The sequence below is a fragment of the Sphingopyxis sp. genome, assembly GCF_965227415.1.
Taxonomy (GTDB): Bacteria; Pseudomonadota; Alphaproteobacteria; order Sphingomonadales; family Sphingomonadaceae; genus Sphingopyxis.
In genome coordinates, this window is sequence record NZ_OZ245749.1 from 3,128,686 (window position 1) to 3,142,639 (window position 13,954).

13 protein-coding genes are annotated in these 13,954 nt (G+C 64.4%); 6 read left to right on the top strand and 7 right to left on the bottom strand.

Annotation, left to right across the window (positions count from 1 at the left end; genetic code table 11):
- Positions 1–2: 2 nt before the first annotated feature.
- From ACO055_RS15245 to ACO055_RS15260, 4 genes are all read right to left on the bottom strand, one after another.
- Positions 3–932 carry an alpha/beta hydrolase gene (locus ACO055_RS15245; RefSeq protein WP_422059687.1) on the bottom strand — a complete coding sequence of 310 codons (930 nt, stop codon included), beginning with the start codon at positions 930–932 and terminating at the stop codon, positions 3–5.
- Between the two features lie 289 nt (positions 933–1,221).
- Positions 1,222–2,001 carry an FkbM family methyltransferase gene (locus ACO055_RS15250; protein WP_422059688.1) on the bottom strand — a complete coding sequence of 260 codons (780 nt, stop codon included), beginning with the start codon at positions 1,999–2,001 and terminating at the stop codon, positions 1,222–1,224.
- Positions 1,998–3,149 carry a hypothetical protein gene (locus ACO055_RS15255; protein ID WP_422062481.1) on the bottom strand — a complete coding sequence of 384 codons (1,152 nt, stop codon included), beginning with the start codon at positions 3,147–3,149 and terminating at the stop codon, positions 1,998–2,000. The genes ACO055_RS15250 and ACO055_RS15255 overlap by 4 nt, the downstream gene beginning before the upstream one ends.
- Before the next feature lie 5 nt (positions 3,150–3,154).
- Positions 3,155–3,880, bottom strand: a complete 726-nt coding sequence (locus ACO055_RS15260; protein ID WP_422059689.1) for an HAD family hydrolase — start codon at positions 3,878–3,880, stop codon at positions 3,155–3,157.
- Positions 3,881–4,004: 124 nt separating this feature from the next.
- On the opposite strand from ACO055_RS15260, the gene ACO055_RS15265 reads away from it, so the two are divergent.
- From ACO055_RS15265 to ACO055_RS15275, 3 genes are all read left to right on the top strand, one after another.
- Positions 4,005–4,682: a response regulator transcription factor gene (locus tag ACO055_RS15265; protein ID WP_422059690.1), complete on the top strand. Its 678-nt coding sequence runs from the start codon at positions 4,005–4,007 to the stop codon at positions 4,680–4,682.
- Positions 4,679–6,061 carry an ATP-binding protein gene (locus tag ACO055_RS15270; protein WP_422059691.1) on the top strand — a complete coding sequence of 461 codons (1,383 nt, stop codon included), beginning with the start codon at positions 4,679–4,681 and terminating at the stop codon, positions 6,059–6,061. Before ACO055_RS15265 ends, ACO055_RS15270 begins: the two co-directional genes overlap by 4 nt.
- A 265-nt stretch (positions 6,062–6,326) precedes the next feature.
- On the top strand, positions 6,327–7,775 hold the full coding sequence (locus ACO055_RS15275; protein WP_422059692.1) for an AMP-binding protein: 1,449 nt from the start codon (positions 6,327–6,329) through the stop codon (positions 7,773–7,775).
- 4 nt (positions 7,776–7,779) lie between these two features.
- Here the strand turns inward: ACO055_RS15275 and ACO055_RS15280 are convergent, their stop codons facing one another.
- The 3 genes from ACO055_RS15280 to ACO055_RS15290 are packed head-to-tail and all read right to left on the bottom strand — an operon-like array spanning position 7,780 to position 10,828.
- Positions 7,780–9,096, bottom strand: a complete 1,317-nt coding sequence (locus ACO055_RS15280; RefSeq protein ID WP_422059693.1) for an MFS transporter — start codon at positions 9,094–9,096, stop codon at positions 7,780–7,782.
- Complete coding sequence (locus ACO055_RS15285; RefSeq protein ID WP_422059694.1) at positions 9,093–10,238, bottom strand: alpha/beta hydrolase; 1,146 nt, start codon at positions 10,236–10,238, stop codon at positions 9,093–9,095. The genes ACO055_RS15280 and ACO055_RS15285 overlap by 4 nt, the downstream gene beginning before the upstream one ends.
- Before the next feature lie 2 nt (positions 10,239–10,240).
- Entirely contained in the window at positions 10,241–10,828 is a 588-nt protein-coding gene (locus tag ACO055_RS15290; RefSeq protein ID WP_422059695.1) for a VOC family protein, read from the bottom strand.
- A gap of 124 nt (positions 10,829–10,952) precedes the next feature.
- Between ACO055_RS15290 and ACO055_RS15295 the strand changes: the two genes are divergently transcribed.
- The 3 genes from ACO055_RS15295 to ACO055_RS15305 all read left to right on the top strand — a co-directional run bounded on the left by ACO055_RS15295 (position 10,953) and on the right by ACO055_RS15305 (position 13,937).
- Entirely contained in the window at positions 10,953–12,119 is a 1,167-nt protein-coding gene (locus tag ACO055_RS15295) for a CaiB/BaiF CoA transferase family protein (RefSeq protein WP_422059696.1), read from the top strand.
- A gap of 66 nt (positions 12,120–12,185) precedes the next feature.
- Positions 12,186–13,424, top strand: a complete 1,239-nt coding sequence (locus ACO055_RS15300; protein WP_422059697.1) for an acyl-CoA dehydrogenase family protein — start codon at positions 12,186–12,188, stop codon at positions 13,422–13,424.
- A gap of 51 nt (positions 13,425–13,475) precedes the next feature.
- Positions 13,476–13,937 (top strand): MarR family winged helix-turn-helix transcriptional regulator, encoded by a 462-nt coding sequence (locus ACO055_RS15305; RefSeq protein WP_422059698.1) that lies wholly within the window; start codon positions 13,476–13,478, stop codon positions 13,935–13,937.
- The last annotated feature ends 17 nt before the right edge of the window (positions 13,938–13,954 follow it).

Genomic DNA, 13,954 nt, shown 5'->3' on the forward strand with positions numbered 1-13,954 from the left:
CTCTAATCGATCGCGAAATAGCGGCGAACCAGCCCGCCGATCAACTCATTCGCTGCGGCGACCGCCGGAATTGTGATCGGCAGAAACTGAAAGCCGTGCGGTAAACCATCCAGGCGTTGCGCGAGCGTCTCAACGCCCGCCCGGACAAGCGCTGCGGCATAAAATTCGCCATCGTCGCGCAAGGGATCTTCCGACGCAGTCACAACGATTGCGCGGGCCAGACCATCGTGCCGTTCGGCACGAAGCGGCGACGCAAAAGGATCCGAAATTTCAGCATCGCCGAGATAAAATTCACGGCATCCGTCGAGATAGGTTTTCGACAGGACAGGCGCTCCGACCTCGGCGAAAGAGGGAAGCGAGAAGCTCATGTCGGTCGCGGGATGGATCAGCAACTGAAAGTGCGGCTGCGCCTTGCCTTCGTCGCGTAGCCGCAACGTCGCGGCGGCGGTCAGATTTCCGCCAGCGCTTTCCCCGCCAAGCGCAATGCGCTCGGGGTCACAGCCGAGCAACCCCGCCGAGCGGCGTGCCCATTCGAGCGCCGTCATGCAATCTTCGAGACCAGCGGGAAATTTATGCTCGGGCGCAAGACGATAACCTACGCCAAGCACCGCGCAGCCGCTTGCGGCGGCAAGGTGACGCGCCATTGCGTCATGCGTCTCCAGATTCCCGAACATCCAGCCGCCGCCGTGAAGAAAAACGAGCAGGGGCAAGGGCGCGTCCGAGAGTGGGCGATAGAGGCGAACCGGAACGCCGTCGGCGTCGAAATCCTCGACATGATCGACGGGGGCGCCAGGCATTGTCGTGGCCATCAACACCATGTTCGCCCGAAGGAGTGTGATCAGTTCAGGGGTCAGCGCAGGCATCTCGGAAGGCGTGCCGACATGGGCGGCAATATCGGGATCAAGCATGGTCGTCTCGCTTTCAAATGACATCGATAACAATGATCGCACTGATAGATCAAGACGATTGTGAGGAAACAATGCGGTGTGCCAGAGGATCTCTGGCAGTTCTGGCGATCGCGATACCTAAAACCTCGGCGCGGTCACCGCGTATGTTGAAGCGACAAATCTTGAGCAGGCCACCCATGTCCCGCGCGTTCGCCGCGGCCCACGTAAGAGCCACACATCCGCAATTGATGGCTTGAAGTTGTTCACGCGAAATCCAAGCCAGTGTTGTCTAACTCGTGCTTGAGCCCCGAAGCAGACAGTCGGCGGCCGGCCACTAACGACTCGCTAGTATGTCGTAGTGTCGGCCGATGCCGTGCCGGGTGAAGCGCGCGAAACCGCAGCTTCGCAGTCGCGCCTCGATCGCATCGGCATCGGTCCAGCGCGCATCGACCTCATAGAAGATCGCCGCTATCCGGTTGCGATGCGCCGACGCCATCAGCGCTTCGATCACCGTCTCCTCATGCCCCTCGACGTCGACCTTCACGATCAGGGGTGCGTCGCCTTCGAGCAGCGTATCGACGCCCGATATGCCGAGGATGCGGATTTCCTCGCTGCCGTCCGCCGCCGCCTCGCGCAGGCTCGCCACTCCGCTATGCGCGCCGTCGGTCGCGATCCGCGCCATCCCCGAATGTAACGACACGGCGGCATGGACCGGACGGATCGTGGCCGCAGCGCCGTTCAGCGCGATATTGTCGCGCAGCAGGGCGAACGTCGCCGCAACCGGCTCAAACGCGATCGCGGCCGCGCAATGCGGGTTGCGCGCCGCGAGTAGGCTGTACAGCCCCTGGTTCGCCCCGATGTCAACGAAAGCGAAGGGCCGATCCTGCGCCGCGATATAGCCCGACAAGGCCCGGCCGTAGGTCGCATAACGGCAATATTGAAAGGTCCGGTCGTGCCAGTTCGCGCGCATCCGCACGCCATAGCGCGACCAGACGACAGGCTCCGACCGCGCGAGCGGCAGCGCGGTCAGCAGATGCACCCACGCCTTGTGCAGCGTCTTCTTCACCCCATAGTCGAGGAAGTTCGCGAGCGGGGAGGGGGCCGCGATGCTCATTGGCGCGCCATATAATCGAGGATCGCCTCTGCCGCGCGCTCGGACGAGGGTCGCTCCTGCAGGTCGAAGCTGTAGGCAAACAGACTCTCCTGCCGCTCGCGCATCGGCGGGGTCAGGCGTGGCACCTTGGCGAAGGCGGCCTCGAACTGTGCGAAGCTGCCCAGCACATGCCCGCTGCGCCAGTGCGCGAAGTCGGGGTTGTCCTGCCACGCATGCCCGCGCGGGTTGAGAAAGAAGCAGGGCCGCGGACGCCGGATGAATTCATACACTTGGCTGCTTGCATCGCCCATGTAGATGTCGGCTGCGTCGGTGTAGGTCATGTCGAGGCAGGCGGAGCTGCCGGTGTCGATCAGCATATGATCCTGCTCATAATCTCCCGGTCGCGGGCCGCGGTTCCAGCCCAGCGCGAACGGTGACAGCGACGCTGTGATCCGCTTCTTGAACAGCATCACATGCGGCGCGAAAATGAAATTGTATCGGTCGCTCTTCGCGAACCAGTCGAGAATCTGCGGCCCCATCCGGTACCAGGACGACAGCGCCGGCGAGGGATGCGGGCTATAGAGGACGGTCGGCTTGTCCTTCGCGAACAGCCGAGGATGCTCCGGCGGCGCGAGGTCGAACTTCGGATAGCCGACGATCGCATGGCCGTCGTCTTTCAGAAGCGCGGCCTCGGCCAGCCGGTCGCGGACCTTCTCGCCCGATAGTAGCACCAAGTCGAACCCCCCGCTCGCCTTGTCGAAACCGACCGCGCGGTCGCCCGCGCCATGGCGTGTGTGGACCAGCTTTAGCGACTTAAGGCCGAACAGGGATTTGAGCATCAGCGAGGTCTTCTCGGGCACCACCAGCGCATCGAGCTTGCGGAAGCGGTCGAGGTTGCGGTGAAGCGTCGAGATGATGTCGGCAGGGATCGCCCGCCCACTCGCCCGGTTCGCGGCGCGCGCTATTCTGGAGGGTGGGCGCAGGCGGACGATCTCGGGGATGGGGCCCGGTGTCGCGGCCGCCATGCGCCGAACTTCACCCTCGCAGCCCTCGGACACGAGCACGCTCACGTTGGCATTGGTGCCGCGTCGGAGCAGCGCCAGCGCGACCGGTAGCGCATGCGCGACCTGATGCCCGCCATGATGGTTGAAGAGAAAGCCGATATGCATCGCGCTCACGCCCGCCAATCCAGCACCGGCCAGCCGCGCGCCGCGGCAATGCCGCGCATCTTCGCCGACGGGTTAACGGCGATCGCCTCGTCGGCCAGCTCGAACATCGGCAGGTCGGAGGCATGGTCCGAATAGAAACGTATATGCGCTGCGTCGCGGGCGATCGCTGACCGCTTCATATAGGCTTCAACCAATGCGCGCTTGTCGGCGCCGTAGCAATTGGCCGACATGATTGCCGGTGTCAGGCGGCCGTTTTTCCAGCCCGATGCGGTCGCGACGACGTCGCCGATGCCCAACCGGCGCGCCAGCGCGGCGGTGTAGAAATGCGGCGCCGCGGTCGCGAGGACGATCCGCCGTCCGGCCTTCCGCTCGGCCTCGATCAGCGCGACGCCCTCGGCATAGAGCCCGCGCGCAACCAGATGCCGCGCGAAGCGATCAGCGAGCCGCGCCGCCTCGCGCTCGGGCAGCCCGCTGCCGAGCGCCATCCAATGCATCGCCTGTTTCATCCGGCAACGCGGGACCAGTTTCAGCGCATAGAGTGTCGCGACCGGCAGCAGCAGCGGGAGAAGGAGCAGGCGCCAAGGTGCACGGCTGCGTACCGCGAACCACAGGAAGGGGGTGTAGGTCGGCAGGATGGTAAGCGTGCGGTCGAGGTCGAAGATCGACAGCGCCGCCTGCTGCGGCCGGGGGGCGGAGGCCGCATCCTTTGTCTGCCGTTGTACCTTTGCCATCGCCTGCTCCTTAGCGAATGACAGTGGCAGCGCGGCCTGACGCGCCGATGGAGCATTCATTTGATTTTCGACATGTTCGCCCCGCGGCTGGCGATTTCACCAGTCAGCCGGTAACGGAGAGGCGATGCAGATATTGCTGATCGAGGATGACGCTCGCGTTGCGGAGCATATCGGCAAGGGGCTGAAGGCCGCCGGGCATCTCGTCACGGCCGAGGATGACGGGCGCAAGGGGCTGCTGCGCGCGGCGTCCGAGAGCTTCGACCTGATCATCGTCGACCGGATGCTGCCCTATGTCGACGGCCTGACCATCGTCCAGACGATCCGAGCGACCAGCGATACCACGCCGGTGCTGTTCCTCAGCGCGCTCGGCGAAGTCGACGAGCGTGTCGCAGGGCTGCGCGCAGGCGGCGACGATTATCTGACCAAGCCCTTCGCCATGTCGGAATTGCTCGCGCGCATCGACGTGCTCGGCCGCCGCGGCCCAGCGATCGTCGCCGAGACGAAGCTCAGCGTCGGCGACCTCGACATCGATCTGCTCGGCCAGCAGGTGCGTCGCCAGGGCCGCGCGATCGATCTCACCGCGCGCGAATTTCGCATCCTGACCTATCTCGCGCGCAACGAAGGGCGCGTGGTGACGCGCTCGATGTTGCTCGAACATGTCTGGGACTATCATTTCGACCCCCAGACCAACATCATCGACCAGCATGTCAGTCGCCTTCGGCAAAAGGTCGATCGCGGCCATGGCGTGCCGCTGATCCATACGGTGCGCGGCACCGGCTATGTCATGCGGGCAAGCGCGTGAGCCTGCCATCCCGCCGCGGGATCTGGCGCAGCCTGACCGTGCGGCTGGCGCTCGTGTATGTCGCGCTCTTCCTGACCTCCACCGCAGCGATGTTCGGCGCGTCCTATTGGTTCGGGGTCTATCAGCCGATGTTGAAGGAGGCGGCGGTGGTCAAGCGCGAGGCCGGCTCCCTAGACGCGGTCGACCGCGCCGGTGGACGCGACGCGCTGCTTCGCGCCCTGCAGATTCGCGAGAGGACGGGCCACCGTCGGGCGTTTCATGCCTTGTTGTCGCGCGATGGCAAGGCCGTGACCGCCAACCTGCCGAGCTGGCCCGATCGCGCCATCGCCGACTGGCAGCTTCTCGATGCCGACGTGTCGTTCCTTGGCACCGAACAGGATTATGCCGCGCTGTCGGTCGAACGCCGCCTTGACGATGGATCGCGCCTGATCGTCGGCCGCGATGTCGAGGATATCGACGATCGCGACGAAATCTTCTCGACGGCTGCCGTGTGGCTGATCCTGACCGCTGCGGCGCTGGCGATCGGCGGCAGCATCGCGATGGGCCGCGCCGTCGGGCGGCGAATCGACGCGGTGTCACAGACCGCGCGCCGCGTGATGGCGGGCAGTTTGACTGAACGCATCCCGCTCCGCGGTACCGGCGACGACTTCGACGAGCTCGCAGAAACTCTCAACCGGATGCTGGGCCGGATCGAGGAAGCGGTCGAGGCCGTTCGGCGGGTGTCGGACAATGTGGCGCATGAGCTGCGCACGCCCTTGGCGCGCCTCCACGCCGACCTCGACGACCTCCGCAACACCGAAGACGAAGGCGAGCGGCAACGCCTCGCAGAACAGGCCTCGGCGGAGGCCGCGCGGCTGCAGGCGATCTTCGACGCCCTGCTGCGCATCGCGCGGATCGAAAGCGGGCGACACCATGCCGGCTTCAAATCCGTCGATCTTTCGACCCTGCTCGCTGACGCAGTCGAATTTCACCTCCCCGATGCCGAAGCACGAGAACAGCGGATCGAGAGCGACATCGCCCCCGGCCTGACGCTCGACGCCGATCCCAATCTTCTGTTTCAGGCGGTCTCGAATCTGCTCGACAATGCCATCAAATATGGCGGCAACGGCGGCACAGTGAAGGTCAGCGCCGCCAGGGCCGGGGCGGGCGTAACGATCGAAATTGCAGATTCCGGCCCCGGCATTCCACCCGCCTATCGCGAGAAGGTGACCGAGCGCTTCTTTCGTATCCCCGATACCGCAGGCGAAGCGGGAACCGGGCTCGGCCTGTCGTTGGTCAACGCGATCGTTGCGCGCCACAACGGTGAACTGCGTATTGGAGACTCAGCGTCGGGCGCTCGCATAAGTCTGATATTTGGCGACTCATTCAGCGGAAGTTAGCGGCTGCCTACGTGCATAGAAAACGTAAAGCGGACTGTCTCAAACCGGCCGTAATCGCCTCGCCGGAATCGGGGAATTCAAGGCCCGCGTGCGTCGAGCGGGCATTCCGCTTTGGCAGTCAGCCAAGCCAGTCATTGACGACCGTCACCCCATCGGATTATGTCAATTAAGTTCACGAGTTTTGGGGTAGGTAATGCGAACCAGTCAGGCCGTTGCGAAAGCCGCTCGCATTGCTGCGAACAGAACGGCCACCATCGAGCGCGGGGTGTCTCGAAGCTGGGGGGAAACGGGGGCCAGAGTCTCGCGCCTCGCTGCGGCGCTGGTTTCAAAGGGGCTGGCTGCGGGCGACCGGATAGCAGTTCTCGCCAACAACGGTACGTCCTACTTCGAGGCTTGGTTCGCTATCCCGTGGGCGGCGGGCGTGATCGTCCCTCTCAACACGCGGCTCGCGTTGCCCGAACTTGCGTTTCAGCTTGGCGATGCCGGGGTTCGGCACCTGCTGTACGGCACCGAATATGGTGAGACCGCCCGTGCACTCTTGGCGCAGGGGGTCGTGACGTCCATCCTCGCGATGGATGGAGACAGCGTCGACAGTTGCGATACGCTGATTGCAGCGACGCCGCCGATCGACGAGGTCGCAGCGTCGATCGACCTTGCGGGCATTTTTTATACCGGCGGAACGACCGGCCTCCCGAAGGGCGTGATGCTCAGCCATGCCAATTTGACGGCGATGGCCTCGAACCTGCTCGCGCATATCGATTTTCGGGAAGGTGACGTGCTCTTCCACGCCGCGCCCATGTTTCATCTTGCCGATATCGGCACCTTGTTCGGCACCATGGCGGCAGGCACGCATGTATTTCGTCGGCAACTAGATGCCGAGACGATGATCGAGGATTTCATCGAACATCGCGTGACGCATTGTTTCACCGTGCCGACGATCATTGAGCGACTGGTTGGCTCGCCGAGCTCGCAGGGGCGCAGCTTCGATGCGCTCCGCATTCTGGGCTATGGCGGAGCTCCGATGACTTCTGGTTCGCAGGCGGCCGCTCGCGCGCGGTTTCCGAATGCCGGATTTTGCCAGGGTTATGGCCAGACCGAATTTCCTGCCGCGACGATATTGACGCCGGAAGATCATCTGTCGGACGATCCGGCCAAATTAGGCAGCTGCGGGCGTGCCTGTTTTGGGTATGATATTCGTATCGTCGATGACGAAGGTGGCGAATGTCCGGCAGGAACGGTGGGCGAAATCGTTGGCCGCGGCGACAATGTCATGATGGGATATTGGAACAGGCCCGAAGAAACGGCCGAGGTACTCCAATACGGCTGGATCCACACCCGCGATGCCGGGCGCATGGATGAAAATGGCTATATTACCGTCACCGACCGTCTGAAGGACATGATCGTCTCGGCGGCGGAGAATATCTATTCGATTGAGGTTGAAAATGCCCTCAGCTGGCATCCCGCGGTCGCCGAGGTGGCGGTCGTCGGCCTACCCGACAGCGAATGGGGCGAGCGCGTCCATGCAATCATCGCGCTGGCCGACGGTGCCGCCGAACCCGGCGCCGAGGAGCTGGCCGATTTCTGCAGAGAACGGATCGCGCGCTACAAGGTGCCCAAAAGTTTCGAGCTGCGCCGCGAGCCGCTGCCGCGCTCGGCGGCGGGCAAGATATTGAAGCGAAACCTGCGCGCCGAAGCGCTCGCCGCCGACGACTGAGGCGTCAGGCTGCATCGCTGGTGGCGCGGATCGATCGCTCGACGGCGCTGCGTCCGGTCCACAGAATCACCGCCGCCAGGGCCAGCGATACAGCCGATGTTGTCGCGAGCGATGCAGGCAGGGTGCCGAAGACATGATCGCTGAGCATTCCGATGACGAGCGGTCCCAGCCCCATGCCAAGCAGCGTGACGACGAGCAGATAGATCGCCATCGCGCGACCGCGCATCGCTGCCGGAGTCAGAAGCTGAACCGTCGTTGCCTGTAGCCCGCCGAGTATCGAAGACAGAAAGGTGCCCAGTCCGAGCAGGATGAGCACCCATCGGGTGTTTGCGGACAGATAGGCGGTACCAAGCGCAAGAAATTGCGGCGGCAGCGTCGCGAGAACGAGCAGCACCGGCGCGTGCACGGTGCCGCGCCGCGCGAGCCGGTCGGAAAGAATGCCGCCGGTCAGGACTCCGGCAAAGCCGCAAACCCCGACGACGACTCCGAGCGCAAGGCCGATTTCGGCAGGGCCCATCGCATGCTCGCGCGCGAGCAGCGCGGGCCCCCATAACAGGGGGATATAGGCGGAGATCACGGCGCAACCATAGCCGATAAACACCGTCGCAAAGGCCGCCCGGTGGCGCCGCATCGTGGCCAGCAATTCGCCGAATCCGGGTACCGGCCGGCCGCCGTCGTTGCGCGGAGCCTCGCGCATCGTCGCTAACAAAAGGAGCGCAAGCGGGAGTCCCAGCAAGCCGACGAGCAGCATCGCCAGCCGCCAGCCCTCGATCATCCCCCAGCCGGGGATGTCGATGCTTGTCCGTGCAGCCCATTCGGCGATCATGCCGCCAAAGCCCATCGCGAGCCCGCCGCCGAGCACGACGCCGGACGAGTAGATCGAGATTGCAAAACCCAGCCGCTCGGGTGGAAAGCGGTCGGCGATCGTCGATAGCGCGGCAGGCGATAAGGTGGCTTCGCCCACCCCGACGAGCGCGCGCATCAACAGCAGCCCGCCAAACCCTGCGACGAGACCGCTCCCCGCCGTCGCGAGGCTCCAGCCGACCAGCCCGAACACGATCAGGTTGCGCCGGTTGGTCCGGTCGGCCGCGGCACCGAATGGTACGCCCAGAACGGTATAGAAGAGGACGAAGCCGAAGCCGACAAGGAGCCCGATCTCGGTATCGCCCAGCCCGAATTCGGTGCGGATCGGTTCGACGAGGAGGCTGATGAGAACGCGGTCGAGGAACGACAGCATATAGGCGAGCATCAGCAGAACGACGATATAATAGCCGTAGCCCAGCGCGGGCCCGCGGCTCGCGCCGCCACCCTCCGAACTCAAAACGCGGCCTTCAACCAGTCATCAAAGAGCTGCACGCCTTCCTTCGCCTTGTCGGGCTGGCCGATCAGATAATGTTCGGCGCCCGCGATGACATGATGCTGCTGCGGCGCCTTTTCAGCGGCCGCCATCAGCCGCGCCGCATGGCTGGGGGTGCAGGCGTCGTCGGCGCCATGCTCGATCACCAGCATCGGCACCGAGACGCGCGCAGCGCAGCGAATGCCGTCGGCGTTGCTGTCGTCATAGGACCATTGCGAAAGCCAGCTGCGCAGTGTCGAGAATCGCGCGAGGCCCGTCGGCCCGTCATTGGCCATGCGCGGATCGCCGAGCATGCACCAGTTGGGCTTGCGCTCGCTCGGTTCCAGCGTCGCGTCGATGAACCGTGGGTCCGCCATCGTCCCATGCGTCGTAAAGCCGCGTTCGTCATGCGGGTGCGGCCCGGCCTCGATTGCCGCGAGCTCGTCCTTGACCCAGGCAGTGATGCGACGGTTGCGCGCGATCTGCGCTGCTCGATACCGCTCGATGAAAGCATCGTCATAGGGGGGCTGGGCGGGATTGGCGGGGTCGTAGATGTTGAGCGACGGATCGCGATCGAACGGACGGCTCTCGTCCGTGATCGAGGGGTCCATCCATTCGGTCAGCGTACGATTGCGCGACAAGTGGGCCGCGAGCAGCGCGATGCCGTCCGCCTGGACCAGCCCGGCGGCGACCAGGTCGACCGGGTCGCCTGCCGGCGTCGCGGTGACGCGCGGATCCTCGGCCTCGGCCTGATAGAACAGCGACAGCGCCCCACCGCCCGACCAGCCGCCGAGGATAACCCGGTCATAGCCGAGCCGCTCCTTGGCATCGCGGATCGCAGCGCCGAAATCGAGCGCGCATTTCTCCATGATCAGCGCGCTGTCATTGCCGCGATAGCGGGTGTTCGCATAAATGACATGCATGCCTGCCCGGGCCATGGCGAGCGGCAGCGGTAGCCACGCGCCGCCGCCGATAGGGTGCGAGAAAATTACAACGGTGTCCGACGGCGTGTCGGGTTTCAGGTGCAGGCATTCGATCGCAACGCGCCCTGGCACCCCGCCATAAGTATCCTTGAAAACGGCGCGTTCTTCGAAAACGACCAGATAGGGGATTTTCTCGACCGCCATCTTCAATGCCCCATCGCCGGCCAGCGGCTCCCACGGTTGCCGAGCGAATTGGCACCAAACTTTTCTTCTTTCAGCGCCCGCGTCCGCTCGCTCCACGCGGCGAGCACGTCCCCGAGATGCGCCTCTTCCTCAGCCATGATCCGTCCATGATCGGGGGTGCGGCAGGTGATCTCCACCTGGATGCCGTTGGGGTCGTACATATACACCGATTCGACAAAATCATGGTCGATCGGCCCGAAGCATTTCACCCCTAGCGCCTTGATGCGGTCCTGCATCGCCAGCATGTCTTCCTTCGTCTTCGCCTCGATCGCGACGTGCATGTCGAAACTATTCTTGGGATCGAACCAGTCGGGGTCGGCATCGAAAGGGGAGTCGAAGAAGGCGATATAATTGCCGTCGCCCAGCTCGAAAAAGATATGCATATACGGCGTTTCGGCGCCGGTCCCGGGGACGGTGTCGATGACCAGCCCCGCCGCAGCCTTCAGCCCCAGCACATCTTCATAGAACCAGCGCGTCTGGGCGGCATCTCGGCACCGAAAGGCATTGTGATGTATCCCGCGAAGGGGCACCGCCGGGGGCGCTTCGGCCATCGCATCTCTCCTCCTTCAGGCCCATTTTGGCCTCTGGTCAAATAGAAGCTCGCGAAGCAGAGATTGTCAAATATATTTACGAATGTCTATGATGAGATCAGGCCAGGACGGGAGTGGAACAGCGATGACGAAGCAGGCAGGCGGACCCTTGGCGGGGATCAGGGTGGTCGAGATGGGGCAGTTGATCGCCGGCCCTTTCTGCGGCCAGCTGCTCGGCGACATGGGGGCCGAGGTCGTGAAGATCGAGCCGCCCGGCGGGGGCGATCCGATGCGCGACTGGGGGCAGGGCGACCCCAAGACCTGGTGGCGCGTGATCGCGCGCAACAAATATTCGGTCGCGCTCAACCTGCGCAGCGCCGACGGGCAGGCCGACGCGCGCGCGCTGATCGCTGAGGCTGATATCCTGATCGAGAATTTCCGCCCCGGCACGCTTGAGAAATGGGGCCTCGATCCGGCCGACCTTCGCGCGTCGAACCCGCGGCTGATCGTGGTGCGTGTCTCGGGTTATGGGCAGACCGGGCCCTATGCAACCCGGGCGGGCTTCGGAGGAATTGGCGAAGCAATGGGCGGTTGGCGCGGCATCGTCGGCTACCCCGACCTGCCGCCCGCCCGCATGGGCGTGTCGATCGGCGATACGCTCGCCGCAACCTATGGTTGCATCGGCGCGCTTGCGGCGCTGCATCACCGTTCGGTCAGCGGCGAAGGACAGGTCGTGGACGCCGCGCTTTACGAATCGGTACTGCAAGTCATGGAATCGCTCATTCCCGAATATGCCGTTGCGGGGACGAAGCGGGCGCGGTCGGGATCGACGCTGCCCGGAATCGCGCCGTCCAACGTCTATCCGTGCCGCGACGGCGAATATCTGATCGGTGCGAATCAGGACATGGTCTTTGCCCGACTTTGCGATAGCATGGGGCGCCCGGAGCTCGCCGATGATCCCCGCTACGCCACGCACCTTGCCCGTGGCGAGCGGCAGGAAGAACTCGACGCGCTGATCGCGGATTGGACGCGGTCGCAGTCGGTCGCTGAACTCGAGGAGCGGATGATCGCGGCGGGCGTCCCGGCCGGACGCATCTATGATGCCGAAACCATGCTTGCCGACCCGCATTTCGCGGCGCGCGAGGCGATCGTCACCGTGGATGATCCGGTGCGCGGGCCGACGCCGATGCAAGGCGTCTTCCCGAAGCTGTCAGCGACACCGGGCAGTATCCGCAAGCCCGCGCCGATCGAGGTCGGCGAGGACAATGACGTCATCTTTGCACGGTGGCTAGGCACCAAGATGGAGCGATAACGTCAAATATATTGACATTATCGCTCCAGCGGCGACAATCCTGCAAAACAGAGATGGGAGAGCAGGATGAGCGAAGCGCTGGCCGACCGCCGGATCCCCAATGGCGACGATTATCTCTCGGCCGATGAATTGGCCACGCTGACCCCCGCGGCCCTGGTTGCGCGGACGGCCGCACTGCGTCCGCTTGTCGCCGAACATGCCGCCGAGGCCGAGCGCCTGCGCCGACCCGTCGATGCGGTGTGGGACGCTCTCCGCGCTAGCGGTTATTTCTATGTCTATGTCCCGCGCCGCTTCGGCGGGCTGGAATTCGACCCCGACACCTATATCAGCGCCACGCTGCCGATTGCGGAAGCTTGCCCGTCGACCGCCTGGGCGGCTTGCTTTGCCGCCGAACATAATTGGTTGATCGCGCAGCTGCCCGAGGCGACGCAGGCTGAGATATGGGGTCATTTCCCCTATGTTATCTCGCCCAGTTGCGCGTCTCCGCCGGGGCGCGCAGAACCTGTCGATGGCGGATTTCGCCTGACCGGCCGTTGGAAATGGGGGTCCGGCGTGATGCACGCCGACTGGGTGATGCTGAATGCGATGGTTCCGGTTCCCGACGGGGCGCCCCCCGACGTCCGCATGTTCATTCTGCCTGCCGGCGACGTCCGCGTCATCGATACCTGGCAGATGGCGGGCATGGCTGCGACGGGCAGCAACGACATCGCGGTCGAGGATGTCTTCGTCGCCGAAGATTATGGCTTCGCGGTCGGACCGGTCCGCTCGGGACGAGGCCATGGGCGCGCCATTCACGGGCATGGGCTGTACGGTTCGCCGATGCTGCCCAATCTGTGCGTCACGGCGGCGATTCCTGCGCTCGGTGCGGCGCGCGGAGCGATCGCGCTATGCCGCGAGCGGCTGACCAGCCATGTAAAGATGGGCGCGAGCTCGACGTCGGTTGAAAAGCCCGCCGCGCAGATGCGGCTTGCGCGCGCCGACATATTGGCGCGCTCGGCCGAACTGGCGATCCGCTCGGTCGCGCGCGAGAATATCGCGGTCGGCGCGATCGACGAACCCGAGCAGACGGTCGAGCGCATCCGCCTGCGGGCGCAGGTCGCCTTTGCGGTCCAGCAATGCGTCGATGCGGTGCGGACGTGTTGCGAGGCGGTGGGTTCGAGCGTCCACAGCCTGTCGAACCCGCTGCAGCGGATGCTGCGCGACGTGCAAGTGATGCAAAGCCACATCGTCTATGATCAGGATATCGCGACCGAACTCCATGGCCGCGCGCTCGTCGGTCTGCCACCCAACTCCGCGCTGTTGTGATTCCGGCAAACGGGCTTGGCAAAGCGCCGCTCTGGCGGGCATAGGGGCGATATGGGCGACACACCACTTCACCGTTCGGATTATCTCATCGTCCCGCTGCTGCAGGGCTTCGAATGGTTCGACGAAAGCCTTCAACGCAGCTTGGTTGCCAATGGTCAGCCTGCGCTGACGCGCCCGGAGTCGATGGTCATGATGCATGTCCAGATGGGCATCGTCCGTCCTGCCGACATCGCGCGCAGCCTGCGTATCACGCGCCAGGCAGTGCATTCGACAATTACATCGCTCATCGAACGCGGCATTTTCGCACTTGAGAATGACCCCGCCGATGGTCGGATCAAGCAGGTCGTTCTGACGCCCCTCGGCAATGCGATGCGCGCCGACGCCAAGCAGATCGTAGATCAGCTGACCGACGAGTTGACGCGGCGGATCGGCAAGCGCGGGGTACAGGCGCTGCGCGAAGCTTTTGCTTCCGATTGGGGTTCGCCCGCAACGATCGCGCTGCGCGGCGGCTGAGCAGCCGCGCAGACGCC